Origin of the sequence: Pseudomonas asgharzadehiana, from assembly GCF_019139815.1 — a bacterium.
GTDB lineage: Bacteria > Pseudomonadota > Gammaproteobacteria > Pseudomonadales > Pseudomonadaceae > Aquipseudomonas > Aquipseudomonas asgharzadehiana.
This window is the reverse complement of record NZ_CP077079.1, coordinates 3,446,178-3,472,393: the sequence shown is the minus strand read 5'-3', so window position 1 is coordinate 3,472,393 and position 26,216 is coordinate 3,446,178. Positions and strand designations below refer to the sequence as shown.

Annotated in this window: 23 protein-coding genes and 1 tRNA gene; 11 read left to right on the top strand and 13 right to left on the bottom strand. The window is 61.6% G+C overall.

The window, feature by feature from the left end; all coding sequences use genetic code 11:
* Positions 1–21 precede the first annotated feature (21 nt).
* The gene (locus KSS96_RS15620; protein ID WP_217855051.1) at positions 22–951 is read left to right on the top strand and encodes an ADP-ribosylglycohydrolase family protein; all 930 of its coding nucleotides are present in this window, start codon (positions 22–24) and stop codon (positions 949–951) included.
* A gap of 25 nt (positions 952–976) precedes the next feature.
* On the opposite strand, the gene KSS96_RS15615 is transcribed toward KSS96_RS15620, so the two are convergent.
* The 3 genes from KSS96_RS15615 to KSS96_RS15605 form a co-directional block, all read right to left on the bottom strand.
* Positions 977–2,224: an NAD(P)/FAD-dependent oxidoreductase gene (locus KSS96_RS15615; protein ID WP_217855049.1), complete on the bottom strand. Its 1,248-nt coding sequence runs from the start codon at positions 2,222–2,224 to the stop codon at positions 977–979.
* Between the two features lie 137 nt (positions 2,225–2,361).
* Complete coding sequence (locus tag KSS96_RS15610; RefSeq protein ID WP_017530542.1) at positions 2,362–3,309, bottom strand: dihydrodipicolinate synthase family protein; 948 nt, start codon at positions 3,307–3,309, stop codon at positions 2,362–2,364.
* Positions 3,310–3,341: 32 nt separating this feature from the next.
* Positions 3,342–4,268, bottom strand: a complete 927-nt coding sequence (locus KSS96_RS15605; protein ID WP_017530541.1) for a 4-hydroxyproline epimerase — start codon at positions 4,266–4,268, stop codon at positions 3,342–3,344.
* 196 nt (positions 4,269–4,464) lie between these two features.
* On the opposite strand from KSS96_RS15605, the gene KSS96_RS15600 reads away from it, so the two are divergent.
* Together KSS96_RS15600 and treS are read left to right on the top strand one after the other, a co-directional pair.
* The gene (locus KSS96_RS15600) at positions 4,465–5,244 is read left to right on the top strand and encodes an AraC family transcriptional regulator (RefSeq protein WP_217855047.1); all 780 of its coding nucleotides are present in this window, start codon (positions 4,465–4,467) and stop codon (positions 5,242–5,244) included.
* An 83-nt stretch (positions 5,245–5,327) separates the two neighbouring features.
* Entirely contained in the window at positions 5,328–7,391 is a 2,064-nt protein-coding gene (gene treS, locus KSS96_RS15595; protein WP_065879020.1) for a maltose alpha-D-glucosyltransferase, read from the top strand.
* A 64-nt stretch (positions 7,392–7,455) separates the two neighbouring features.
* Here treS and KSS96_RS15590 read toward each other — a convergent pair whose 3' ends face one another.
* From KSS96_RS15590 to KSS96_RS15570, 5 genes are read right to left on the bottom strand one after another with little or no spacing between them, the layout of a single operon-like run.
* Positions 7,456–8,685 (bottom strand): alginate lyase family protein, encoded by a 1,230-nt coding sequence (locus tag KSS96_RS15590; protein ID WP_065879023.1) that lies wholly within the window; start codon positions 8,683–8,685, stop codon positions 7,456–7,458.
* On the bottom strand, positions 8,682–11,750 hold the full coding sequence (locus KSS96_RS15585) for an efflux RND transporter permease subunit (protein WP_217855045.1): 3,069 nt from the start codon (positions 11,748–11,750) through the stop codon (positions 8,682–8,684). Before KSS96_RS15585 ends, KSS96_RS15590 begins: the two co-directional genes overlap by 4 nt.
* Positions 11,747–12,865 carry an efflux RND transporter periplasmic adaptor subunit gene (locus tag KSS96_RS15580; RefSeq protein ID WP_065879027.1) on the bottom strand — a complete coding sequence of 373 codons (1,119 nt, stop codon included), beginning with the start codon at positions 12,863–12,865 and terminating at the stop codon, positions 11,747–11,749. Before KSS96_RS15580 ends, KSS96_RS15585 begins: the two co-directional genes overlap by 4 nt.
* A 16-nt stretch (positions 12,866–12,881) precedes the next feature.
* A complete protein-coding gene (locus KSS96_RS15575) occupies positions 12,882–13,694 on the bottom strand; it encodes a MipA/OmpV family protein (protein WP_217855043.1) in 813 nt (270 codons plus the stop codon).
* Complete coding sequence (locus KSS96_RS15570; protein ID WP_217855041.1) at positions 13,691–15,172, bottom strand: efflux transporter outer membrane subunit; 1,482 nt, start codon at positions 15,170–15,172, stop codon at positions 13,691–13,693. Before KSS96_RS15570 ends, KSS96_RS15575 begins: the two co-directional genes overlap by 4 nt.
* A gap of 96 nt (positions 15,173–15,268) precedes the next feature.
* Here KSS96_RS15570 and KSS96_RS15565 point away from each other — a divergent pair, with 96 nt between their 5' ends.
* The 4 genes from KSS96_RS15565 to KSS96_RS15550 all read left to right on the top strand — a co-directional run bounded on the left by KSS96_RS15565 (position 15,269) and on the right by KSS96_RS15550 (position 19,400).
* The gene (locus tag KSS96_RS15565) at positions 15,269–15,958 is read left to right on the top strand and encodes a response regulator (RefSeq protein WP_017530533.1); all 690 of its coding nucleotides are present in this window, start codon (positions 15,269–15,271) and stop codon (positions 15,956–15,958) included.
* 5 nt (positions 15,959–15,963) lie between these two features.
* Positions 15,964–17,139, top strand: coding sequence for a sensor histidine kinase (locus KSS96_RS15560; RefSeq protein ID WP_017530532.1), 1,176 nt, complete (start codon positions 15,964–15,966; stop codon positions 17,137–17,139).
* Positions 17,140–17,484: 345 nt separating this feature from the next.
* Positions 17,485–18,966, top strand: coding sequence for an APC family permease (locus KSS96_RS15555; protein WP_017530531.1), 1,482 nt, complete (start codon positions 17,485–17,487; stop codon positions 18,964–18,966).
* A gap of 170 nt (positions 18,967–19,136) precedes the next feature.
* Entirely contained in the window at positions 19,137–19,400 is a 264-nt protein-coding gene (locus tag KSS96_RS15550) for a hypothetical protein (RefSeq protein ID WP_080598193.1), read from the top strand.
* A gap of 83 nt (positions 19,401–19,483) precedes the next feature.
* Here the strand turns inward: KSS96_RS15550 and KSS96_RS15545 are convergent, their stop codons facing one another.
* Entirely contained in the window at positions 19,484–21,415 is a 1,932-nt protein-coding gene (locus KSS96_RS15545; RefSeq protein WP_068931941.1) for an acyltransferase family protein, read from the bottom strand.
* A 90-nt stretch (positions 21,416–21,505) separates the two neighbouring features.
* Between KSS96_RS15545 and KSS96_RS15540 the strand changes: the two genes are divergently transcribed.
* The gene (locus KSS96_RS15540) at positions 21,506–21,697 is read left to right on the top strand and encodes a hypothetical protein (protein WP_065879031.1); all 192 of its coding nucleotides are present in this window, start codon (positions 21,506–21,508) and stop codon (positions 21,695–21,697) included.
* A gap of 37 nt (positions 21,698–21,734) precedes the next feature.
* Here KSS96_RS15540 and KSS96_RS15535 read toward each other — a convergent pair whose 3' ends face one another.
* Positions 21,735–22,337, bottom strand: coding sequence for a helix-turn-helix domain-containing protein (locus tag KSS96_RS15535; RefSeq protein ID WP_065879032.1), 603 nt, complete (start codon positions 22,335–22,337; stop codon positions 21,735–21,737).
* A gap of 161 nt (positions 22,338–22,498) precedes the next feature.
* On the opposite strand from KSS96_RS15535, the gene KSS96_RS15530 reads away from it, so the two are divergent.
* Positions 22,499–23,194, top strand: a complete 696-nt coding sequence (locus KSS96_RS15530) for a B3/B4 domain-containing protein (RefSeq protein WP_217855039.1) — start codon at positions 22,499–22,501, stop codon at positions 23,192–23,194.
* A 26-nt stretch (positions 23,195–23,220) separates the two neighbouring features.
* Here the strand turns inward: KSS96_RS15530 and KSS96_RS15525 are convergent, their stop codons facing one another.
* Entirely contained in the window at positions 23,221–24,105 is an 885-nt protein-coding gene (locus tag KSS96_RS15525) for an alpha/beta fold hydrolase (RefSeq protein WP_217856487.1), read from the bottom strand.
* 412 nt (positions 24,106–24,517) lie between these two features.
* Positions 24,518–24,604, bottom strand: a tRNA-Leu gene (locus tag KSS96_RS15520).
* A gap of 281 nt (positions 24,605–24,885) precedes the next feature.
* Between KSS96_RS15520 and KSS96_RS15515 the strand changes: the two genes are divergently transcribed.
* Both KSS96_RS15515 and KSS96_RS15510 read left to right on the top strand, forming a co-directional pair.
* Entirely contained in the window at positions 24,886–25,077 is a 192-nt protein-coding gene (locus KSS96_RS15515; protein WP_083221580.1) for a DUF2188 domain-containing protein, read from the top strand.
* Between the two features lie 150 nt (positions 25,078–25,227).
* On the top strand, positions 25,228–25,686 hold the full coding sequence (locus KSS96_RS15510; RefSeq protein ID WP_017528104.1) for a GFA family protein: 459 nt from the start codon (positions 25,228–25,230) through the stop codon (positions 25,684–25,686).
* 2 nt (positions 25,687–25,688) lie between these two features.
* Here the strand turns inward: KSS96_RS15510 and KSS96_RS15505 are convergent, their stop codons facing one another.
* A complete protein-coding gene (locus KSS96_RS15505) occupies positions 25,689–26,216 on the bottom strand; it encodes a DinB family protein (protein WP_065879036.1) in 528 nt (175 codons plus the stop codon).

Genomic DNA, 26,216 nt, shown 5'->3' with positions numbered 1-26,216 from the left:
TGGCCTTTTCAAGGAAGACACATGTCTCTTACGCTTTCGGATCGTTATCGCGGCTGCCTGCTGGGCCTGGCCTGCGGCGATGCCGTCGGTACAACCGTCGAGTTCATGCCTCGTGGCACATTCACTCCACTTACCGATATGGTCGGAGGAGGGCCGTTCAACCTCAAGCCCGGCCAGTGGACGGACGACACCTCGATGGCGCTGTGCCTGGCGGAAAGTCTGCTGCACAAAAAAGGTTTTGACCCGCGGGACCAGATGGGCCGCTACCTGAACTGGTGGAAGTGGGGATACCTGAGTTCCACCGGCGATTGCTTTGATATCGGCATGACGGTTCGCCAGGCGCTGGCGACATTTGAGACCACCGGCGACCCGTTTGCAGGCTCAACGGACCCGCGTTCGGCCGGTAATGGTTCGATGATGCGTCTGGCCCCCGTCGTGTTGTTTTACTTTCCAGACCCGGAAAATATTCGTGCCTACACCCTCCAGAGTTCGCGAACTACCCACGCGGCGCAAGAGGCGCTTGAGTGCTGCCTGGTACTTGCGCAGGCGATCAGCAACGCGCTGCGCGGCGAGCCAAAGGATGACGTGTTGCGCTTATCCAGCGCAGGATTGTCCGCGCCCAAAGTCATCGCCATAGCGCATGGCGAATATCGCAGCAAGTCGACAACCGAGATCACTGGAACAGGGTATGCAGTCGCGTCCTTGGAGGCAGCGCTGTGGTGTTTCCACCACACTGACAGTTTTGCCGAGGCAGTGCTCGGCGCGGCAAACCTTGGGGATGACGCCGATACCACTGCGGCAATCGTGGGGCAATTGGCGGGCGCTTACTACGGTGCTCAAGCTATCCCTGCTGATTGGACAAACAAACTGTGGCTGCAGGATGAAATCGAGGGCATTGCTGACGCGCTATTGAGCGCGTCCGCGCACCCTGGGCAAGCGCCCACGCTTTAAGGCGTCGCGCGCAGGCCCACCTCTTTCAAAACCGATCCAGCCGATACGGCCCTGGCGCCGGCACATCTGTTTGCCCAACGCCGGCACACGCCAGTTGCCCTATCCTTTCTGCCGTCACCGCCGCCTGCGTCAACCCCAAGTGCTGATGACCGAATGCGAGCAGTACTTTTGCGTCACACACCCGGTCAATGACCGGCAGCGAGTCCGGCAGGGATGGCCGAAACCCCATCCATGGCGTTGCGTCCCGCACATTCAATTCCTCACGAAACAGCCCCTGGCTCAACCGATGCAACTGCCAGGCGCGGGCCATGTTCGCCGGGCGCTCCAGGCCGGCGAATTCCACCGTGCCGGCCAGGCGCAGGCCGCCGGTCATGGGGGTCATGATGAATTTGCGTTCCAGCGAGGTGACGGCAAACGGCAGGCGCTGGTGCTCGTGGGGCAGCATCAAGTGATAGCCGCGCTCGGTGTCCAGCGGGATTTTTTTGCCGGTGAGGCAGGCGGTGAGTCGGGCCGAGTGGGCGCCGCAGGCGATGAGTACCTGGCGTGCGGTGAGAGTGCCCTGGTCGGTCGTCAACACCACGCCATCAGCGTCAACCCTTGCATCGCGCACCTGACGCGTGACGAATTGCACGCCGCTGGCCTTGGCCGCTTCCACCAGTTCGCATAGCACGTGGTAAGGGTCGACAAAATGCCCCGTCGCGGGAAAAAACAGCCCGCCCAGGACCTGCTCGCTTAACTGCGGCACGGCCTTGCGAATGGCCTCGGCGGGCCAGAAATCCACCGCCACATTTTGTTGGCGCATCCGCTGTTGCAAGGCGTCGAGGGCGGGACGCGAGTCGGCCCGTTCGTACACCAGCAGCGAGCCCTCTTCGCGCAACAGTTCAGAACGATGGATGCTGGCCAGCAAACGCTGCCAGGCGCCGAGGCTGCCTTCGTTCAACGCGCGAATACCCACCACGGTGCGCTGGTATTGCGTCGCACGCAGGTTCAGCAACAGCCGCACAAACCAGGGCAGGGCGCGAGGCAGGTATTTCCAGTCCAGGCGCAAAGGGCCCATGGGGTCGGTGAGCATGGCGGGCAAGCGCTTGAGGATCGACAGGTCGGCGATGGGAAACACCTGTTCCGTCGCCAGGTGGCCGGCGTTGCCATAGGAGGCGCCCCTGCCGGGCGCCTGCGCGTCAAGCACCTTCACCCGCCGACCTTGGCGCGCCAGCTGCAAGGCGCAGGCAACCCCGATAATACCGGCGCCGACCACGACGAAATCTTCGGCCATGGCCTATACCTCTCTCTGGCCGTCGCGATGGCCGCAGAGCAAGTGCCGACCGCTCAACAGCGTGCCTGTCAAAGTCATGAGAGCGTCCTGGAAAAACACAGTTGGCCGCTGTGAACAGCACAGCGGCGCCTAAACAATCAGCCGACGTTCTGTTCGGCCGACCAGTTGGCGTACCACTGGCGGAACAGCGCGTACTGGGTTTCGGCATAGCGGCGCTGGGCGTCGCTGAGCACGTCGGTTGCATTGAAATGCAAGTCGTAGCCGGTGTCGCCGTTGAGCACCATCAAGTGTTTGTAATACAGCACCAGGTCACCGCCTTCATCGAAGGACGACAAGACCGCCAACGCGGCCTCCAGCTCATGCGCCTGGCGCCGGGCCGTGGCATCGCCCCTGGCCGCCTGTTTGCTCAGGGCCACCAGTTGCAGCACTTCCCGTGGCAGCGCGTTGCCGATGCCGGTGATTGCGCCGGTGGCGTTGCAGTTGACGAAGCCGTGTACCACCTGGGTGTCGACGCCGACCATCAGGGTCACGTTATCGTCCTGGGAGGTGATGTGTTCGGCGGCGTATCGCAGGTCGGCGCCGCCGCCGAACTCTTTGAAGCCGATCAGGTTGGGGTGTTCGCGACGCAGCTCGAAGAACAGATCGGCGCGGGTGGCGAAGCCGTAGTACGGGCTGTTGTAGATCACGGCCGGCAGCTTGGGCGCGGCTTTGAGGATCGCCGAGAAGTGGGCCTTTTGCGCGGTTGCAGAGGCGCCCCGGGACAGCACGCGCGGAATCACCATCAGGCCGTGTGCGCCAACCTTGGCGGCGTGGGCCGCATGGGCCTGCGCTTCACGGCTGTTCACCGCGCCGGTGCCGACGATGGTCGGCACCCCGGCCGCCACCAGACGCGCCACGCCTTCCTGGCGCTGGGCCTCGGTGAGCAACGGCCAGTCGCCCATGGAACCGCAATACACCACGGCGTTCATGCCGATATCGACCAACTCGCGGCCCTTGGCGACCAGTGCGTCGAAGTCCGGTTGGCGCGCGGTGGTGCACGGGGTCATCAGCGCGGGGATACAACCGGTGAAGATGTTATCGCTCATGGTTCCAGCTCCGTTCAATCAAAGGAGGGGGCTCAGATGCCCCAGGCAAAAGGGTCTTGCTCGTCGATCAGCAGGGTGCTGTCGGCGGTCATGTAGGCGCGGCCGGTAATCAGGGGAATGACGCGCTCGCCCGCCCACTCAAACCGGCCTTCGAATTGGCTGCCGGTGATGCTGGCCTGTCTCCAGGTCTGCCCTTCGACGAGCTTGCCGTCGGCGGCCAGGCACGCCAGTTTGGCGCTGGTGCCGGTGCCGCACGGCGAGCGGTCGTAGGCTTTGCCGGGGCACATCACGAAGTTGCGGCTGTCGGCGCGGGCGTCGTCGGCGAACAGTTCGATATGGTCGATCAGCGCGCCGTCCGCGCCACCGATGCCCTGATCTTCCAGGGCCTTGAGCATCGCCCAGGTGTAGTCGGTGAGGGCGTCGACGTTGCTCATCTCCAGCGCCTTGCCGTGCTCGGACACCAGGAAGAACCAGTTCCCGCCCCAGGCGATATCGCCATGGACCGTGCCATGCCCCGGCACCCGCACCGGCACCTGTTGGCGATAGCGATAGGCGGGCACATTGCGCAGGGTCACGCTGCCATCTTCGTGCAAAGTGGCCGCCACCGGGCCCACCGGGGTGTCGATGCCGTGTACGCCCGGCTGGATGCGTCCCAGGTGGTGCAACGACGCGATCAGGCCGATAGTGCCGTGGCCGCACATGCCGAGGTAACCGGCGTTGTTGAAGAAAATCACACCGCAGGTTGCCTCCGGCGTCACCGGCGCGCAGTACAACGCGCCGACCAGTACCTCGTTGCCACGCGGTTCGAGCAGGCAGGCGCGGCGCCATTGGTCGTGTTCGGTGCGCAGGTTGTCGAGCTGCTCGGCGAGCGTGGCGCCCCTGAGCGCGGGGAAACCGTCCATCACCAGGCGCGTGGGCTCGCCGCCGGTGTGGGAGTCGATCACATGCAGTCGCTTCATAACGGGCTCCAGACGGTGGGTAGCGGGACGCTGGCCAGGCGGCAGTGGTCCTATCCTGAACGGGCGGGCGGTGGCGCGATTGATGTTTTTTGCCGACATCGATGACGAATTCAGCACAGTGCGCATCGCTCGACAGCACCGCCATGCATCGGGCAATCTGCTACGCGTCTAGGCGATCAGCAGGGGCTACACAGTGATGATGCACAGCGCATTTGCCGGCCTTTGCCAAGGCAGCGAGACGAGCCGCCCGCACGACATCCAGCAGTTGGTGGCCGGCGTGGCGCAGTTGCTGCCGATGCTGGATGCGATCCCCAACGCCGCCATTTTCATCAAGGACACACACGCGCGTTACGTCCTCGCCAACCGCACCCTGGTGCAACGCTGCGGCCTCAAGCAGTTGCAGCCGCTGCTGGGCAAGACCAGCGCTGACGTGTTCCCGGCGCCGCTGGGCCCGGGTTATACCGAGCAGGACCGGCGCGTGCTGCAGCAAGGTTTGGTGCTCGAAGACCAGTTGGAACTGCACCTCTACGGCACACGGGAACCCGGCTGGTGCCTGACCCGCAAATGGCCGTTATACAACCACCAAGGCCACATCATCGGCTTGGCCGGGATTTCCGTAGACCTGCAATCGGCCAGCGAAACCCACCCCGCGTATCAACGCCTGGCGGCGGTGGACGAGCACATCCGCATGCATTTCAACCGTCGCGTCACCCTCGGCGAACTGACGCGCATCGCCGGTATTTCAGTGGCGCAACTGGAGCGTTACTGCAAGCGCGTGTTCCACCTCACCCCCCGGCAAATGATCCAGAAGGTCCGGCTGGACCATGCCCATCGCTTGCTGCACGGCGACCTGCCGATCACCGAGGTGGCGCTGCAGTGCGGGTATACCGACCACAGCGCGTTTACCCGGCAGTTCAAGGCCTCGACCGGGTTTACTCCGCGTCAGTATCGCCAGGCGACGCAGGGGTTGGCTTAGCAGAGCCATAACAATGCAACGAATGGCCCGCGTACCCCTCATATGTCTACGAGCGATTTTTTACAACGACAGGGACCAAGCTTATGACCGCGGCTGACAACAACCATGTGAACTGGCTGGTGGAACAATCGATGCTGCACGCAGCCCGCCAGCGCGCCAAGCTCTACTCCGGGCAAGGCAGGTTGTGGCAACAGCCCTTTGCGCAGACGCGACCGCGCGACGCTTCGGCGTTGTCCTCGGTGTGGTTTACCGCGTACCCGGCCTCGATTGTGACCCGCGAGGGCGGCACGGTGCTGGAGGCGCTGGGGGACGAAACGCTGTGGCACACCCTGTCGAAAATCGGTATCCAGGGCATTCATAACGGCCCGCTGAAAAAGTCCGGTGGCCTCAACGGCACACTGCATACGCCGACCATCGACGGCAATTTCGACCGCATCAGCTTCGAGATCGACCCGCAACTGGGCACCGAGGCGCAGTTGCAGGCGCTGACGCGCATGGCGGCGGCGCACAACGCGGTGATCATTGACGATGTGATCCCGTCCCATACCGGTAAGGGCGCGGACTTCCGCCTGGCCGAGATGGCGTACGAAGACTACCCCGGTCTTTACCATATGGTAGAAATCCGTGAGGAAGACTGGCACCTGCTGCCCGACGTGGCCGAAGGCCGCGACGCGCAGAACCTCAGCCCCTTGCAGGTGGACGCGCTGCGCGACAAGCACTACATCGTCGGCCAGTTGCAGCGGGTGATCTTCTTCGAGCCGGGCGTCAAGGAAACCGATTGGAGCGCAACCCAGGTGGTGATCGGCGTGGATGGAAAACCGCGACGCTGGGTGTATCTGCATTACTTCAAGGAAGGCCAGCCGTCGCTCAATTGGCTGGACCCCACGTTTGCCGCGCAGCAAATGATCATCGGCGACGCACTGCACGCCATCGACGTGATGGGTGCGAAGATCCTGCGCCTGGATGCCAACGGGTTTCTCGGCGTGGAGCGCAAGCTCGATGGCACGGCCTGGTCAGAGAGCCATCCATTGTCGATCACCGGGAACCAGTTGCTCGGCGGGGCTATTCGCAAGGCGGGCGGCTTCAGCTTCCAGGAGTTGAACCTCACGGTGGATGACATCGCCTCGATGTCCCATGGCGGTGCCGACCTGTCCTATGACTTCATCACCCGGCCTGCCTACCAACATGCGCTGCTGATGGGTGATGCGGAGTTCCTGCGCTTGATGCTGCGCGAGATGCATCGCCAGGGTATCGACCCCGGCTCGCTGATCCATGCGTTGCAGAACCACGACGAGCTGACCCTGGAACTGGTGCACTTTTGGACACTGCACGCCCATGACAGCTTCCTGTACCAGGGGCAGACCTTCCCCGGCAACATTCTGCGCGAGCACATCCGCGAGCAGATGTATGAACGCCTGACCGGCGAACATGCGCCGTACAACCTCAAGTTCGTGACCAACGGCGTGTCCTGCACCACGGCCAGCATCATCACCGCGGCGCTGGGTATTCGCGACCTGGAGGCGATTACCCCGGCGGACATTCAACAGATCCGCCAGATCCACCTGCTGCTGGTGATGTACAACGCCATGCAGCCGGGGGTGTTTGCCTTGTCCGGCTGGGACCTGGTGGGGGCATTGCCACTGGCGGCGGCGGACGTTGCGCATTTGATGCAGGACGGCGACACCCGCTGGATTCATCGCGGCGCCTATGACCTGGTGGACCTTAACCCCGACGCACACTTATCCGCCGGGCAGATGCCACGCGCCAAAAGCCTGTACGGCAGCCTGAACAGCCAGTTGCAGGACCCCGAGTCGTTTGCCGCGCAACTGCAAAAAATCCTCGCGGTGCGCCGCGCTTACGACATCGCCGCCAGCCGCCAGGTGCTGGTGCCGGATGTGCAAAACCCCGCCCTGTTGATCATGGTCCATGAACTGCCGGCCGGCAGAGGCACGCAAATCACCGCGCTGAATTTCGGCGCCACGCCGATCACCGAAACCGTGAACCTGCCGGATATTGCAGCGGGGATGGTGGTGGACATTATCAACGAGCGGGTGGAAGGGGACCTGACTGCGCAGGGGGAATTCACTATCACGCTGGATGCCTATGAAGGGCTGGCGTTGCGGGTGGTGAGCAATTCGCCGATCTGATAGTCACCGCCTTCCAACGGTGGGAACGGGGCCTTAGCCGACGCATGGGGCAGTTGATGCATCGCTAAGGCACCAGTTCAGCGTTTGACAGGCCGTACTCCCCCAGCGAATAGAGCAAGGTCCCGTACCCCAGTTGGTCGTAGCCACCGCTGTTGGGACCATAATCCCCGCCACCGCCTTCCACCTGGGCTTTGTTCGCGAAGGCCTTCACGTTCGGTGCGCTGAGGCCTTCAAGCACCCCGTAGTGGTTGTAGAGCAGCTCCCAGATCGGACGGATTTCGCCTCGATGCTCGGCCGAGATGGTCGTCTGCTTGAACGCGCTGTTGGTGAAGGTGGTGAATGGCACATCCTGGCCCAGGTTGTATTTGGCCACGTATTCGGCGCCTTGCAGCACGCGGTTGTTCTGGTAACCGAACAGGTCATCGCCCTGGTTCCAGGCCATTTGGCAGAAGCTACCGAGCAAGGCGATGTCGAGCAGTGTGTGCGCCTGGTCGCGCCCGCTTTCCTGGACCTGGCCCAGGCCATTGCCGTAGAGCTTCCAGACCACGTGTTCAATGGAACCGTTGCCGGCGCCATGTTTGAAATAATTGACCGCTTCATCATAGATATCGCGACGGTCGGTCAGTACGCCGATGGCCAGCATCGCGTTCATATTGGCCAGGTCCCAGTTGGCCCAATAGTGGTCGACCAACGCGTTATTGTGATGCGCCAGGAAATCATGGTTCATCGGGTAGAAGACCGTGAGCATCATGCGCTGGAACTGCTGTAAGTCCGCCGCCTTCCACTTTGGATAACCGCGCAGTATTTCGGCGGCATTGGCGAGCTGGTATCCGTACAAACCGGCGGCGAGAAATCGGTCCGAAGTGCCCTCAATGGCGGTGAGGGTGGTGGACCACTGGTTCAACAAAGCGACGGCTTTGTCGGCATACGCAGGGTCGCCCGACAGCTGCCAGCGCAGGGCCAAGGCGTACGCGGCGGCTGCGTCGTTGAATAACCTGGCGTAGTTTTCCGGATGTTGGCCATCCGCGCCCCGGTACACCACCGCGACGGGGCTCGGGTTCCAGGCCAGCGATGCATGCCGGTTGGCGATCAATTTTTGCCAGCCGGCCAGCCACGGCTGGTTATGGTTGGCCAGTTTTTCGCGGATGCGCAGGAAGTCTTGCTGGGTCTGCAACAGGCCTGGGTGGACGAACGCGGAGGCTTGAGCACCGAGACTCAGCGAAAGCGCGCCGAGCAGCACGGCCCCGCGGGTTGTGCGCTTGAGGTTGCGCGTTGCCTTCAACGAAAAAATCATGCTGTGCTCGCCTTGATATGTGAGTGTTTACGCGGTGTAAACAGCAATACGTACAGCACCGGGATCAGCCCCAGCGTGACCAATGTGCCGAGCGCCAGGCCGCCCATCAGCGTGATCGCCATGCCTTCCCACAGCGGCCCGGCAAACAGCATCAGCGGCACCAGCCCGATGATGCAGGTCAGTTTGGTCATGACGATGGGGCGCAGGCGCTTTACGGCGGCGTTCACCACCGCCTCGTAAACCGGCAGGCCCTCGTGGAGTTCGGCCTCGATACGTTCCAGCAACAGCACGGCGTTGTTCACGATAATCCCTGCCAGTGACAGCAGGCCGAACGTGGCCATGAACCCGAACGGGTAACCAGTGATCAGCAGCGCAACGGCCACACCGATCAGGACGAAGGGGATGGCGGAAACCACAATCAGCAACTTGCGAAACGAATTGAATTGCCAGACAAACAGCAACAGCATGGCGACCAGCGCGTGGGGCAGGTATTGCAGCAACGCCTGGTTGGCGTCCGCCGAGTCCTCGATCTCGCCGCCCAGTTCAATGCGATAGCCCGGCGGCAGCGCCAGTGCCGCCACCTGCGGCGCGAGTTGCTCGACGATGGACGTCGCCGTCAACGACGGGTTATGCCCGACCACGGTAATGGCGCGTTCCTGATTGCGCCGCATCAGCGTCGAGGGTTCGCTGGCCGCGACGATGCGGGCAACGGCCGCCAACGGCACGGGGGGCGAGCCGTCGGCCGGGTAGACCAGGATGCCGCGCAGATCGGGGGAGGCCTCGGTTGTCGTCGCAGGCTCGCGCACCACCAGCGGGACGCGGGTTTGTTTATCCTGCAATGCCGAAACCTGAATGCCGCCGAAGTGCAGTTGCAAGGCCTGGCCGATGGCTTGGGTGTCGACACCGGCGCGGCGCGCACTCTGCTGATCGACCTCGACGGTGTAACGCGTCAGGCGAATGCTCCAGTCGTTGCGCACATCCAGCGTGCCCGGCACTTCACGCAGGGCCTTTTCGATCTGGCCGGCCAGGCTGCGCAGTACCTGTTCGTCCGGGCCCAGCACACGATAGATCGCCACACCGGCCTCAGTGGTGCCCAGGGAAAAACGCTTGGGCTCGGCGCGCAGTTCCGGGTGTTGCTTGAGCAGATAGCGGCGGGTATTGGCGATCACCGCATCGATATCCGTACCGGGCTTGACGCTGACGGTGAAGTACGCGGTTTCCGGTGCGGGCAAAGGCGGGTTGAGGCCCAGCACGATTCGTGGCCCGCCGTCGCCGACATAGCCGATGCTGTCGGCTACCTGGGGCTCCTTGCTCAGCCACAGGCTGATCTCGCGCACGCTTTGCAAGGTCTTGCGCGAGCCGCTGCCGGGTTCCAGGCTGATGGGTACCTGGAACTGCAAGCGGTCCGATTGAGGCAGAAAGTCATAGGGCACGCGCATCAGTTCGAAGATCGCGGCGGCGAGTAACACCAGCATCGCCATCAGAAACAGTGCTTTGTGTTGCAACACGCGGCCGATGACCGCGCGGTAGCCTCGGTAAAAACCGCTGTCGTAACTGTCTTCCGACGCCTCGTGGCGCGCAGCCTTGGCGAAATACAGGCACAGCAGCGGCGTGACGGTGATGCTCAGCAACCACGAGCCGAGCAGCGTCAACGCCAGTACGACCGCCAGTGAACGCAGGTATTCATTGGTGCTGGTCTGGCCGAGGAAGAACGGCGAGAACGCCAGCACGATCACCAGCGACGAGGTCAGCAGCGGAATCGCCAGGGTGCGCCCGGCGTCTTCGCAGGCCTGGCGTCGGTCCTCGCCGGCATGCAGCCGGCGCTCGATGTCCTCGGCGATCACGATGCCGTTGTCCACCAGCAAGCCGAGCGCGAGGATAATCGCGGCAATCGACACGGTTTGCAGCTCGACCCCGAGCATGCGCATCGCAATCAACGTACCGAGGATGGTCAGCGGCACAATCGCGCCGACCACCAGCCCGGTGCGCCAGCCCAGAAACAGCATGACTACGGCCATGACGATGACCACCGTCTCGATCATCACGTGTTTCATCTTGGCCATCTGCTGGTCGACCACATCGGCCTGGAACGTCACCATATGGGCCGTGAAACCCAACGGCAGCTGCTGTTCCAGCTCGGCCAAGCGCTTGCGCAAGGCCACGCCGAATTGGTGCACGTTCTGTCCTGGCGCCATGGACACCGCCAGCACCACCGCGTCCTGGCCTTGATAGATCGCGGCGCTCTGGGGCGGGTCGGCAGCCATCACCGAGATCTGCGCGATGGCGCCGAGGGCCACCGATTGCGCGGTACCGTTGGCGCCGGGCAGTTGGATCGGCAACTGGCGCAGTTGCTCCACGCTGAGCACTTCGCCGGTCACGGTGAGGGTGGTGATCTGCCCGCCAATGTCGGCGATACCACCGGGCGCCAACACGTTCTGTTGCTGCACTTGCTGGAACAGTTGCTGCGGGGACAAACCCAGCCCCGCCAGGCGCTGCGGGTTGAAATCGATCGAGAGTTGCTGGTCCTGCACGCCGTGCAACGTTACCTGGCCGATGCCGGGCAACCCGCCCAATTGGTCGCGCAGGCGTTTCAACGGCCCGCGCATTTCGCTCATGCTGTAGCCGGGCGCGGTGACCGCAATGGAGGCGACGGCGACGCGTCCGAAATTATCATCGACAAAAGGCCCTTGGGTGCCAGGTGGAAATCCGGCGCCGGCCTCGGCGACTTTATTGCGTACCTGCTGCCACAGCACGCCCAGGTCCTTGATTTCATCGCGGGCCGTCACCTGGATAATCACGCTGCCGGGGTGGACGGTGGTCACGATGTTTTTGATCTGCGACAGCTCGCGCAGCTTTTCTTCGGTGGGCCGGGCCAGCAACTCTTCGGCGCGTTCGCTGGGCAGGCCGGGAAACTGGATGCTCACCAGCGCATCGCGGATGGTCACCGAGGGTTCTTCCTGGGTCGGGAAACTCAGGAACGTCGCCACGCCCGCGAGCAGGATTAGCAGGGCGGTGAATAACGTCAGGCGGCTCGCGCCCAATGCGTGACGGGTCAGGTTGATCATTCGGGCGCGCTCAAACGGCTGGAGGGTGCAAGCAGGTTGACGGGCTGGCCGTCGGTGAGGAACGCCACGCCGGTGACGACGACTTGTTCGCCATCCTTGAGGCCGCTATCGAGGGCGACACGGCCCTGGTCGATCAGGCCGATCCTGACCTCACGCAGGGCGACCTTGCCCTGGGTCGGGTCATAGACGAACACCTGCACCTGGCTGGCGTCGCCGCCCATGCGCAGCGCCTGGGTCGGAATCGACAGCGCGAGCGCGGCAGGGGTCGCCAATCGCACGTTGAGGTTCACGCCGCTGGGCAGCGCCAGGTCGCGGGCGTCCAGGCGAAAACGCGCGCTTTGCAACATGCCGTTCTGCGCGCGTGTCGACAGGCCCTCCAGCACCAGCGGCAGGGTCGATCCGGGCGCGGCCGGGTCGTTGGCGACGGCGTGGTCGCCAGGCTTGAGGCCGGCGGCCTGTTCCACCGGGACTTGCACGATGACCTGCAACGCGCCGCTGGCTTCCAATTCCATCACCACTTGGCCGGGCGATAACTCGCTGTACAACTGCGCGGGTCGTGCCACGACGCGACCGTCAAACGGCGCGATCAACTGGCCCTGGCGTTGGTCGCGTCGCACCAGGTCCAGGGCCGCTTCATCGGCGGCCTGCTGCGCTACGGCGGCCTGCCACGCGGCTTCGGCTTGCTCCACCGCGCTGGCCGCGACGCTGCCCTGGGCATACAGCAGTTGCTGGCGCACCTTGTTACGCTTGCGCTCGGCGGTTTGCGCCACGCTGGCGAACAAGGCCGCCTGCGCTTGTTTCAGGCGCAACCGCACGGCCGCCGTATCGAGGCTCGCCAGCACCTGGCCTTGTTTTACGCTATCGCCGATGTCGACATTCAACGCCACCAATCGGCCCGCGCCTTCGAAGGCCAAGACCGCGCGCTGGCGTTGGCGCACCACACCGGTCAACGGCGCGGCGTCGGCGCCGTAGGCGCGCACGCTGGCGACTTTCACCGACCTTATGGCCGGCTCCGGCGCCGCCTCCTCGTGCGAACAGGCCACCACCATCAGGCAGGCAACGCCGAGCACCAGGGGGCGGCCCCAAGGACGGAACAACTGAGCAAAACCCTGCATGCCTGGCGCCTCGTTATCAGAAGGTGTAGTTGATGGCGAACATGCCCAGGCCGGCGCTTTCACGCTTGACCAGTGGGCTGTTACGGGCCTGGTCGGCGTACTGGGTCAGCGTCAGGCTGGCCAGCGTCGACCAGTGCGCGTCCAGGCTGTGCTGCCAGTTCAAGGCGGCGGAATAGGCGTAGATCCCGGCATCGGCGTTGTATCTGCCGTAGAGCGAACGCTGGCTCTGTGCCTGTGTGACGCCGAAGAAGGTCTGGTTGTAGCGGCCATCGCCGGCATGGGCGTCGATGTCCAGGGCCAGGGTGTCGCTGTCTGTGTGAAACAGCACGCCTTCGAGGCCAAAGCGGTAGCGGTTGCCACGGTGCTCGCCGGCCATGCGCAGTTCCGCTTCGCCGCTCACCGAGAGCCAGTCAAGCAGCTGCTGGCTGAGGGTGAAGTCGGCGACGGTGGCGCCGCCGATATCGCCCATGCCTTTGAGCTCGCGGTCGCCGGGGCGGCTGGTGCTGTCCTTTTCCTTACGGCCCAGGTCGTAGTTGATTGCCGCGCTGGCGCTAAAGCCGCTGTCGGATTGAAATTGCAGGCCCACCCCACGGGTGGTGTCGGCGAACAGCACGCCACGCTGGATGCTGAACATCGGCAGCACCAGTGAGCGGTAGCGGTCGGCGCCCATGTAGCGCGGCGCGACGCCCATGCCAAGGCCCAAAGTTGCGGTGGTCTTGTCGGCTGCGGGGCTGGCGTCGGCGGCCTGCGCCTGGGGCACGAGGGCGCAGGCCATCAGGGCGGCGGCGCCCCAGAGCACGGTACGGGTAGGGGCAGTGGTCAATGTCATGGTGAAACCCTTTCTTTGGATGAAAACAATGGTGCGCCGGACAGCGCGCGATACAGCGCCAGGCGGTTGAACAACACCTGGTAGTTGGCCTTGCGTAACTCGATGGCCGATTCAGTCAGGCGAATGGCAGCGGCCAGGTACTGCGAACGCGCAGCCGCGCCGGCGGCAATCTGCTGGTCGACACGCTTGGCCTTTAATGCCGTCGAAGCGGCCAGGTCGATGTGTATGGTGGCGTCGGCCAATGCTTGTTGGCGTTGGCTCAACAGGTCGGCGATTTCGCGGAAGGCGTCCTGCACGGTCTTTTCGTATTGGGCGACAGCCGACTGTTGGCGCGCAGTGGCCAGGTCAAGATTGGCTCGGTTGCGGCCGCCGTCGAACAGCGGCAGGTTCAGTTGCGGCGTGAACAGCCAGGCGCCGCTGCCGGATGAAAACAGGTTGCTCAAGCGCGGGCTGGCGATGCCCGCGCCGGTGCTCAAGGTGATGGAGGGGAAGAGCGCCGCACGGGCGGCACCGATGTTGGCGTTCGCGGCGCGCAGGGCTTCTTCGCACTGGCGCACATCAAAGCGTTGCAACAGTCGTTGGGACGAGAGTTCGATCAGCCAGGGCGGGGTATCCAAGTCAATTGCAGGGTCTGTCGCGGTAGAGGTCGAAGACGCGGCCTGGTAGCCGGTCACCCATGCCAGCGCCTGCTGTGCACTGGCGTGATCGGCGCTTGCGTCCTGCCATTGCTGGGCGGCACGCCGAACCTCCATGCGCTGGGTGTCGACCGTGTCCTGGGCGACGAGGCCTTCTTTTTGCTGACCGTCGAGTACGCTCAGCAGCAGGTTTTGGTTGTCGAGAATGGACTGCGTGTCGGACTGCACGCCTGCCTGCAAACGCTCTTGCAAATACAGGCGTGCCACTTCAACGATCAGCGCCTTGCGCGCGGCCAAAGCCCCATAGCGTGTGGCCAGGTAGTCATGCTGCGCCGCCTCGGACAGGCTGCGCACTCGGCCGAAAAAATCCAGCTCGAAGTCCGATACGCCGACGGACGCCACCGCAATGTCTTGCCCATAACGTTCGTCGGCGGCCTTGTCGTGCAAGTGCTGGCGGTTGCGTTGCAGGCCCAGGGCCACGGTGGGCAGGCGATCGGCGCGGGAAATGCCGTACTGGGCACGGGCCTGCTCGACACGCAGCAATGCCAGGCGCAGGTCGCGATTGTAGTTCAGGGCTTGTTCAACCCGATGCGGCAACTGCGCCGATGAATTTAGGCCGGCCAGCAATTGTCGCTCCTCCTCGGAAAGCCCCTCGACCTCACCGGTCACGGAAGAGGGCGTGCCCGTCGAAGGTTCGCCCTGCAGGGTCTGCGGAACCGGCAGCACGGGCGCCTGGTACTTAGGCGCCAGCGAGCAGCCGGCCAGCGTGCCGACCAGCAGCAAAACCGCGACGAGGCGTTCAGGCAGCTTGATAGGCTTGGACAGCAGTGTGGTGGTCGGCATAGGATCGGTTCGCGAAAGTCGGCGTAGGGCAATACTGGCAGCGGACTTTCAATAAACCGTTCGTGAATTATCAAGGTTTCATCAAGAGGCTTCTTTGTGTCAGGAAAACGTATCCTCATCGTCGAAGACGACGCCGACAGCGCCAACATTCTCGAAGCGTATCTGCGCCGGGACGGCTTCGAGGTGGCCCTGGCCGAAGACGGCCAACGCGGTCTGGACCTGCACAAAAGTTGGCGGCCCGACCTGATCCTGCTCGACGTGATGCTGCCGCGCCTGAGTGGCACCGAAGTGTTGTCCGCCGTGCGTCGCGGCAGTGACACGCCGGTGATCATGGTCACGGCCATGGGCGACGAGCCGGAAAAACTCGGCGCGTTGCGCTATGGCGCCGACGACTATGTGGTCAAGCCCTACAGCCCGCGCGAGGTGGTGGCGCGGGTGCATGCGGTGTTGCGGCGTAGCGCGGGCAGCCAACCGGTGGAACAGGTGCTGCGCTATGAAAACCTGCGAGTCGACCTGCTCGCGTTCACCGCCGCCATTGAGCACCGCGATGCGCCACCGCAGTGGCTGGAACTGACACCGACTGAATTCAAGTTGCTGGCGACGTTGCTCAAGACCCCGTCCAAAGCCTTTACCCGCGATGAATTGCTGGAAATCTGCCTGCCGGAAAGCGAGGCCCTGGCCCGCGTCGTCGATGCCCACGTGCACAACCTGCGGCGCAAGCTCGAAACCCATGGTATCGCCGGAGTACTGGTGACGGTGCGCTCCATTGGCTATCGGTTCAGGTGAGCAACATGCTGGAAAAATCACGGGCCAACGATAAACCTCTGTGGCGCTGGGTCGGCATGCGTATGAGCCTGTTGGCCATCGGCGCGGTGGTGGTGATCGCCGTTTGCATGTGGATCAACTTCAGGCTGTCGGACCAGTATTTTTTGCAGCGCCTGCCGCCGGCGGCGCGCGAGGAGTTGCTGCAGTTGCGCGCCGAGCCGCAGCTCAATGAGACACGCTTGCGCCAACTGGTGGCCGAGTACTATCCGGTGGAGTTCTTCCAGCCGGATATGGCCAACCGTGACTGGCTGATCCTGGCTTGCCTGGTGCTGGCCGCTATCCCGATCATCATTCTCTGCGGTTTGTGGTTTTCGCGGCCCTTGTCCAGCCAGTTCTCGGCGATTGCCCAGGGCGCACGGCGGGTCGCCGGCGGTGATTTCCTGACGCGCCTGCCGGTTCACCACGACGCACCCGACGAGCTGCAACGCCTGATCAGCGACTTCAACAGCATGACCACCCAACTGGAACGTTATGAGCGCGATGTGCGTGAGTCCAGCGCGGTCATCGCCCACGAACTGCGCACACCGTTGAATGCCGCGATGGGGCGCGTGCAGGGCATGCTCGACGAGGTATTCCCCAGCGATGCCACGCAGTTGGGCATGGTCAAGCGCCAGCTCGATCAACTGCGTAAATTGGTGGACGACCTGCACCTGCTGTCGATGGCCAGGGCAGGGCAACTGGTGCTGGAGCGCAGCGATTTTCCCCTGGCGGCGTTGGTGAGCGAACGACTGGCCTGGTTCCAGCCGCAATTGGACGAGGCCGGTGTGCAGGCACGGGTCAGTATCGAGGACGGGGTTCGTATCCATGCCGATCGTGATCGCCTGGGTCAGGTGCTGAATATCCTGATCGACAACCTGCTGCGCTATGCGGCGGCGGGCGGCGAATTGAACATCATGGCGCGCCAGGTCGAAGACCGCGTCGTGATTGAGATGGGTGACCGAGGGCCGGGCATCGAAGCACAACACCTGGACAGCGTGTTTGACCGCTTCTGGCGGGCGGAGCGCTCCAGGGCGCGTTATTCGGGGGGCAGCGGGCTGGGCTTGTCCATCGCCCGTGCGATCTGCCAGGCCCATGGCGGCACTATCGCTGCCAGCAATCGTGCCCAGGGCGGCACCTTGATCAGGGCGCAATTTCCGTTGTAGTTCGGCGCAGCAGGTGCGTGAGGACGTCTTGGGATCATGGCGTTACCCAGTTATCTATTTAATCGAACGCGGCGTTCAGTATTTAATATTTGCCGGACTCTGCCGCGGCTATTAGCCTCTTTCCAAGCCTCCAACGAAGCGCCGGACTTCAGGAGGCTGCTGCAATAGCCACACGAACAGAGCACTCGCCAAAAGACGTGCGCGCCTGCGAAAACCGCGCCCGCCAGTGGATGCCCAGGCAACCCCCCACACCCATTACAAGAATACCGAGCCGGGACGAACCTTGAGGGTTTGGCCACGGCTTCGGACAGCCAAAATCTGCCGATTTTCTGGAGCCACACCGCCATGAGTGCACGTCCCCAAACCGGCGTAGACGCCGATAGCGACGCCGAACAATTGCGCAAACTGGGTTACACCTCGAACTTCAATCGCAGCATGAGCCTATGGGAAAACTTCGCCCTGGGCTTTACCTACCTGTCGCCGGTGGTGGGTGTCTACACCCTGTTCGGCCTGTGCCTTGCCGCCGGCGGGCCGCCGATGTTCTGGGCCTACCTGCTGGTGGGCTGCGGGCAATTGCTGGTGTGCCTGATCTTCGGCGAAGTGGTTTCGCAATTCCCGATTTCGGGCGGCGTCTACCCTTGGGCCCGACGCCTGGTGGGTAAGCGCTGGGCATGGATGGTCGGCTGGATCTACTCCATCGCGCTGTGCGTCACCATTGCCGCCGTCGCGGTCGGAGCCGGGCCTTACCTCGCGGCGATGCTCGGTTTCGAGGCGAGTAACAACACCAATATCATCATCGCGGTGGTGCTGACGCTGTTCGCCACCCTGGTCAATCTCAGCGGCACCAAGGTGCTGGCCCGCATCGCCATGTTCGGCTTTCTGTGTGAGCTGGTCGGCGCGGTAATCGTCGGTGTGTACCTGTTGGTATTTGAACGTCATCAGCCCATCAGCGTGCTGTTCAACACGTTTGATATCCGTATCGACGGTTCCTACTTGCCGGCGTTCCTCACTGCATCGCTGGCGGGCATGTTCCTTTACTACGGCTTTGAGGCCTGCGGCGACGTGGCCGAGGAAACCCCCAACCCGAGTAAACAAATCCCGGTGGCCATGCGCATGACCATATATATCGGCGGTGTGGCCGCGATGTTCGCCTGCCTGGCGCTGATCCTCGCCGTGCCGGACATGCAAGCGGTGATCAACGGCACCGATAAGGACCCGGTAACTACCATCCTCAACAATGCCTTTGGCAGCGTCGGTTCGAAGGTGGTCATGGGCGTGGTGATGATCTCCTTCATCTCCTGCGTCATCAGCCTGCAGGCCGCCGCCAGTCGACTGCTGTATTCCTACGCCCGCGATGAGATGGTCATCGGCAGCCGCCTGCTCAAGCGGATTTCGCCGACCACTCAGGTGCCGGTGGCAGCGCTGTTCGTCTCCGGTGTGCTGCCGACCCTGATCATCACCCTCGGTTTCTTCCTTCAGGACGCGGTGGCGACCATCGTCAGCTTTGCGGCCATCGGTATCTACCTGGCCTTCCAGATGATCGTGCTTGCGGCCCTCTACGCTCGCGCCCGGGGCTGGAAACCCAGCGGCAAATTCGCGTTGGGGGCCTGGGGCCTGCCGGTGAATATCGGCGCGCTGATCTATGGCGTCGGTGCAATCATCAACATGGCCTGGCCGCGCACACCGGATGCGGCCTGGTACATCAACTACGCGATGGTTCTCAGCACGGCCATCGTGATTGGCCTGGGCCTGCTCTACATGTGGCTGGGCAAACCCTATGACCGTGGCACCGCACCCGCCGGCGATGCCTGGGAAGTCAGTCGATAGCCGGGGGAGGCGCGGGCTGAGTCTTGCAGGCCACTCGCTGGCTTGAATGGTTCTATGAAATGCTACAAAAGTGGATCTTTTTACCGAACCATTTCGTTCCTATAGTCGCGCCGTATCTTGAGCACTCAGCGCTGTTCGCTGAGTGCTCCTACCCTACGGGAACGCGATCTATGAATTATCAAAAATGTTCTATCGGCCTTGGCGCTTGTGCACTGTTGGTTTTGTCCGCGCTGCGATTGTCCGCCGGCCAACCGCCGGCCAGGGAAGACTTTATAAAATATCCCTCCCTGCGACAAAAGTGGTCGGCAATATGCGACCCGCGCAGCAACCTCGCCGAAGTTAACGCTGAAGGTTGCGAGCATTTACATCAATGGACGGCCGCCAGCGAATTCTCTGTTTTGGATAACTTAATGAATCAAAACCTGGGCAAGTAACAACGCTCGCTGCGGTGTTGCGGCATGTCGATTACTTAAAAAGCAGCGTCATGCCGGAGTTTGCATTGCTGTCGCTCAGTCACTCAGAGATGCCCGCTTTGTTTGAGCTTCTTGGCCAGGTATCGAGAGCCTTCAATGGTCAGGTGGTTCGGATCCCTGAATAGCAGTTTGCCGCCGCTCACCATCGAGCAATCGTTGGTGTTGCAGAAGTACTGGAGCACCGGAACGTATTTCACATTCGGCGATTTCTCAACAGCTTCAGCCAGCGCTTTATGGTACAGGGCCTTATTTTTCATCTGTTGATCAAAAGGCCCGGTGCAGGTTGGGCCGTCTGCGCTGAACCTGCGCCCGTATTTGCATGCCTCAGGGTCAAACAAGAAGGTTGGAACATCATCAAGTAGGGTGACGGATTTATGGTTGTCGGTGAAGAGTTTGAAGGTTCTTTCAAGCTGGCCGGCCGGATCTTCAGTGCTGGGTTGGATCTTTTGTTCCCAAAGCGCGGAGATGAAAACCTTTTTGATGGCTGGGTCTGCCGCGACTCTTTCTATAGCTTCACGCATGACTGGGCTGTCAAGTGCGGGCAATTGTTTTTGAGAGAAAGAGGCGACATTGCTGCTGTTGAATTCATCTGCAAACCCTGCGAGCAAGTGCTCTGCATGGCTATCGCCCAATAGCAAAATATCAATCGATCCAGTTTGTTTTGACTGAAAGCAGCGATATCCGAACTCAAGGTCTTTGAATGACAAATTCCTCAGTGCTTCGTCCGAGCATTTGTAGAAGTTTTTGCTCATGTACGTGATGTACGGATACCTGCCAAGATCTTCGGCGTAGCGCGCAACTGGCTTCGCTGCCTCGCGAAATGGAAGGCCGTCACCCACCTGAATGCCGAGCGCGGTAACTGTCGTGACGACCATCGCGCCGCACAAGCCCTTGATGGCCGTGTTGCGGTCTATGCGCTGGGTACGAATAGGCGATTCGATGAAGCGGTACGTCGCCCATGCAAGCACCAAGGCTGCCACAATGGCCGTGGCTCTTATTTCTGGCGAAGGCGTTGCGCTCTGGATGATCCTCGGGAAGACCAGCAGCGGCCAATGCCACAGGTAGAGTGGGTAACTGATGAGCCCGATACCGACCATCAGGCGATTGGAAAGAACGAAGCGATTAACCATCCCCTCAGGGCCCGCTGCGATGATCAAAACGGCACCCGCGACAGGCACCAGGGCAAGCATTCCGGGGAATGCGGCAGCGCTGGTGATAGTGAGCAGGCCGTATCCAATCATGGCAGTCCCGGCCAAGGACATAACGTTTGCCCAAATGGCTGACGGTGCCGCTCGAAGTGCCAGGCAAGACAGTAACGCGCCCGCCAGCAGTTCCCAGAATCGTGTTTGCGGAGAATAAAAATCTGCCGTTGGATTGTGGGATGCCTGATACAGATTCAGGCCAAATGACACTGCGATGAGCAGCCCTATAGCAATCGGCAGGTTCGTGCGCAGACGCCAGAACGCGAGTAACAGCAGCGGCCATACGAAGTAGAACTGCTCTTCAATACCCAGGCTCCACAGATGTAGAAGCGGTTTTGTGTTCGCGGCTACATCAAAGTAACTGGTCTCGCTCCACAGCAATAGATTTGAGACAAATGCGGCGCCTGCAATCGAATGTTTGGCAAGTGACAGGTACTCATCTGCCAACATCGCGAGCCAACCGAATGACAGGCATGACACCAGCACGACTATAAGTGCTGGGAATATTCTGGCGGCACGCCGGGCGTAAAATCCAGAGAGTGAAAACTTATCCTCGCGCAGCGCTTGGATGAGAATGGACGATATCAAAAATCCGGAAATGACGAAGAATATGTCAACCCCGATAAAACCACCGGTAAGTGCTGATGGGAATGCGTGAAATATAACAACAGACATCACGGCTACCGCTCGAAGCCCATCGATATCGCGTCGGTATTGGAGTGGCGTTTGGGTCGATGCCGCCTGTATTTGTTGTTCAAGTCTTAGTGACGTCATGCTCAAGAGACCTCCGGGGCTCGCTGCGAAGCGCGCATAGCCTAACCGTTGGCGACCTCTCGTCAATATTTATCTATGACGTGCGCCATTATGCCGACCAGCAATAAAGTTGGTCGCGTCCTGCTAGAGCAAAGCGTCGCGTTTAGCGAGATGTTTGCCATTTGCGCCGCATTTTCAGCGCCCCACGTACACAGCGGGATGATCGCCTCGGCCAAGCTGCGACCGAGCAGCTTCATGACCGCCAGCGAGGTCGCTCCTGACGGCGGCCTGGCACAAATCTGAAGCACGATGCTCTCACCGGCTGCCAGCCTGCAGGTATTTACTGATGCATCTCCGTCACAGACATCGTGAATACCAATTTGGATCGGCCAGCGTTGGAATAGGAATGGGGGACGTCAGTTTTGGCCACTGCCGAACTCCCCGCAGGGATGACCAACTCTGTTTCCCCTACCACGCATTTCAGCGTGCCTTTCTCCACATGAAACAGTTCCAGCGTGCCCTGCGGATGCCCCGGTGAAGCGAAAGATTCGCCTGGGTGCATTTCCCAACGCCACAGCTCGATCATGTCGGGGCCCGACGTTCCTGCCAGAAGGCGTGCCGTTCCGCCCAGGTCCCCGGTCCACAGTGTGGGGATGTCTTGGCTGTGGATGATGTGGGCGGATGGAGCTTCGGTCACGTTGACGATGTCTGCTACGGACAGGCCCAGCGCGGCGGCGATTTTGCAAAGGATGCCGATACTGGGGTTCGCCGTACATTTTTCTATTTCGACGACCATCCCCTTGCTCACCCCTGCGCGACGGGAAAGCTCATCCAATGTGATTTTCTGGGCTTTGCGCGCCTGTTTGAGCGTGCGCGCGACGGCCAGGCTGACGGCTTGAGCATCAGCGCCAGGGGTAGTCGACAGGGTGGGCTTCGTGGCCATTGATGAGGGTCATGAGGAAAAATGTGCGGGGATTCTCGGCCCCTATCAGTCGCTCCGTCAATCGGCGCGCCCGCTATAGTGGCTGATAATGGTCATTATATTGACTTTGCTGGTCGTCGCTGACTAGCATGAAATGACATTTAGGTACCTGGAGGTTTTTGATGCTGTCCGTACTGCCGTTGATCGATCAAGCCGTTGCCGAGCTGGCGCCACAGTTCCGGGCCCTGAGCATCGTGGTGCAAGCGGCGCCACTGGCCAACCCTGAGGTGGCCCAGGCTGCGCTGGACCGCGCTTGCAAGGTTGTGCAGGAAGGTGGGCCGAGCTGGGGTGAAGCCCATCTGGCCGAGTGGGCGCAAGCGTTCCGAAAATTTGGCGCCAAGCCGCAGCGCACGCCTTGTTCGGCTGAGGCACTGCGTAAACGGGTTTTACGTGACGGCAGCTTGCCGAGCCTGGATCCCATCGTCGACCTCTACAACGCAATCAGTCTTGAGTACGCCATCCCGGTGGGTGGGGAAAACATTGAAGCCTACGTAGGCTCTCCACGGCTCGTAGTTGCAGATGGCACCGAACCGTTTGACACCTTGAAAGAGGGGGCTCCTGCTGTCGAGTATCCAGACGCCGGCGAGGTTATCTGGCGCGATGACCAAGGCGTGACCTGCCGCCGTTGGAACTGGCGACAAGGTGTCAGGACCCGTCTGGGTGCCGACGCAAAGAGCATGTGGTTCATTCTGGAGAGTTTGCCGGCGATGCCGCTTGAAGCCTTAACGGAAGCGGGGGACAAGCTGATCGAGGGGCTGCAGCAAATGATGCCCGGCGTCCAGATCCAACGTTCACTGATTGGTCCTGGCGGCCAATAGTCAGGTACGGCTATTTCGCCATGAACTCAACCACTGAGGCTCAAAATACCGTCGGCAAATTTTTCCGGTGCCTCTTGGGGTACGTTGTGCCCAATGCCTTCCAGGCGCTGGCGCCGATACGGCCCGGTAAAATAGCCCACGAATGGGTCGTCCTTGGCCGGGGGGTCGACCGCATCGGCCGCACCCTCCAGAACCAGTGAAGGCACGGTGATCGTTGGTTGCGCGGCAAGTCGGGATTCTATATGGCGATAGGCTGGATCGCCGTCAACCAATCCGAAACGATGGCGGTACGAGTGTATGACCACCTCCACAAAGTCGTCGTTCTCAAACGCGGCGGCAGTCGTCTCAAACGCCGCCTCGGTGAACCGCCAGGTTGGGGACCACAGGCGCCATAGCAAATGGCAGAACGCCTTGCGGTTCGCGGTCAACCCAGCGCGCCCACGGCTACCGTGAAGATAGTATTGGTACCAGAGAAGATGCTCAGCTTCGGGTGAAACGGGCGCGTGCTCCTTAGCGATATTCTGGATGCTGTAGCCGCCACAGCTAACCAAACCGCTTACCCGTTCCGGCCATAGCGCGGCGACAACGCAAGCCGCTCTTCCACCCCAGTCATAGCCCGCAAGCACAGCTTTTTCGATCTTCAGGGCGTCAAGAAAAGCCAACAAGTCGGCGCCTATGGCCGCCTGCTCGCCAGAGCGCATTGCTTGCCCATCTAAAAACCGGGTGGGACCAAAACCACGAAGGTACGGAGTGAAGCATCGCTTTCCAGTCGAGGCCAGGATCTTGGCGACTTCATCGTAGGCATGCACGTCATAGGGGAAGCCGTGGAGCAACACTATGGGGGGGCCGTCTACCGGGCCGAGTTCCAGGTAGGCGATTTGCAAACTACCGGCTTTAACAGTTTTCATCATGCCCTCCGAAATAGCGCCTGCAATCGAAGGGTTGGACAAACAAAACACGCCCATGCTCAAAAAAGCTGGGCGTTCAGGAGCGACCTCACGCCCGCTATGCAGTACGACCGCCGAGCACTTCAGCCACCCAGTCGGCAATGTTCATGAACTAGTCGCGTTCGGCGAGGTTATTGACGGTGTTGAGCGGTGACAGGTACGCGATGGACAGTTGGGCGTTGTAGCCTTTGCGGGCGAGGGTGGCCAGGGCGATTGAACAGTTCGACATCCAGGCCTTGGCACAACAAGGCCATGGCTTCCCTAAAAAGCTTGGAATCCCCCGGAAAACGACGGAACGCCACAAACGAAAAAACCCGCCGAAAGGCGGGTTTTAAAGGGCTCCACGGACTTTACTGGCTGTCCGTGGAACTGGAGATGGTGCCCGAACCCGGAATCGAACCGGGACGCCCTTACGAGCGGGGGATTTTAAGTCCCATGCGTCTACCAGTTTCGCCATTCGGGCGGTAGCGCGGTTAAGCAGGGTTGGGAATATATAGATCCAGGCGCGTATGTGCAAGGTCGCACGCTAGCTTTCTTGTGCGCGGGAATGGATGAAAAAGCTCGGAAGATCAGTGAGCTACGCGGTTTTGAGGGGCGATTCGGTACTGGGGTCGAGTCGGGGGGTACTGTCTATAAATGACAGAAGAGCCTTTGAAGCCCGCGACATGTGGTCAGCCTTCCTGGCGGATGCGGGTGTAAGGTAGGCCGTGCAACCCGTGGAAATCTCAGGAAAGCGAGGTGACTATGAGCGTTCCAATGCTGAAGAAGCTGCATCTGAATGGATACCATATCGTGCAGGTCAATTACGGCCCCTGGCGAGTGTGTACGCATAGCGACCGGTTGGCGTCCTTCAATTCCCGTGAACAGGCACTGGCGTACGCCGCCACGCTGCCGGCGTACAAGGCGCGCGGCAGGCCGGTAGCCAATGATGCGTGAGGACACGTGAAAGCCCCGGTTCCGCCGGGGCTTTTGCGTATGGCGTACTGCCCCGGCGCTGATGCAGGGTTCGGTATCGTTTGCTGGCCTGTTCAACCCCAGCCGCGGGCGCTACCCTGCCACGCTTTCCATCACAAAAAGGACACGATGATGAGCGCCGAAACCCTGCTTCAAGTAGGCAGCTGCCGCTGTAACGAGGTGCGCTTTAGCCTGAGCGAGCCCCCGGTGATCACCATGGCCTGCCATTGCACCGGTTGCCAGAAGATGACCTCCAGCGCGTTTTCCCTCAGTGCGTTGTATGCCGCCGGTGCTTTCACGGTGACCCAGGGCTGCCCGGTCATTGGTGGCCTGCACGGCGTCGACCGTCACTACTTTTGCCCTCGCTGCATGAGTTGGCTGTTTACCCGGCCCCATGGCATCGACGAGTTCGTCAATGTGCGCGCGAGCCTGCTGGATAATTTCAGGGCGTACAGGCCGTTCATGGAAACCTGGACCTGCGAAAAGCTGCCCTGGGCAAATACTCCAGCGGTCGAAAGTTTCGCGAAACTGCCCGAACCCCACGACTTCCCGCGCTTGATGCAAGCCTATGCCGCGTTCGGTAAGGGCTGAGTTCAGTCGATCAGTGCCAGCAAATCAGTGTCGCCGACATCCACGCCCGCCTGGGTCAAAAGCGTTGTGACCTGGCCGCGGTGGTGGGTCTGGTGATTGAAGAAGTGCAGCAGCAGGCTCGAAAACGGCTTATCGCTCGCGACGCCACGCATGTTGCGGTAATGCAGGCGCTGGTCGAGGTCGGGCTCACGCAAGGTCTCGACCCAGTCGATGATCAGTTGGTCGAGCCAACCGCGACGGGTCGCCAGTTGCTCCAGGTCCGCGAAGGCCAAGTGCTTGAGGTCGCGGGGCATGGCGATGGCTTCCAGCGGGGCCAGTGCCGAAAAGCCTGTCGGGTGTTGGGCGAAGCGCTTGAGCCACACCGTGTCGCCCAGCGCCAGATGGTTGAGCGTGCCGAGGATCGAGCCGAAAAAGGCCTCGCGGTCCATGCGTAATTGCGCCTCTGAAAGCTGGGCGGCGGCGGCATAGACCTTGCGGTTCATCCACCGGTTGTACGCTGCCATCAGCACGATCTGTTCGATACGGTTCAT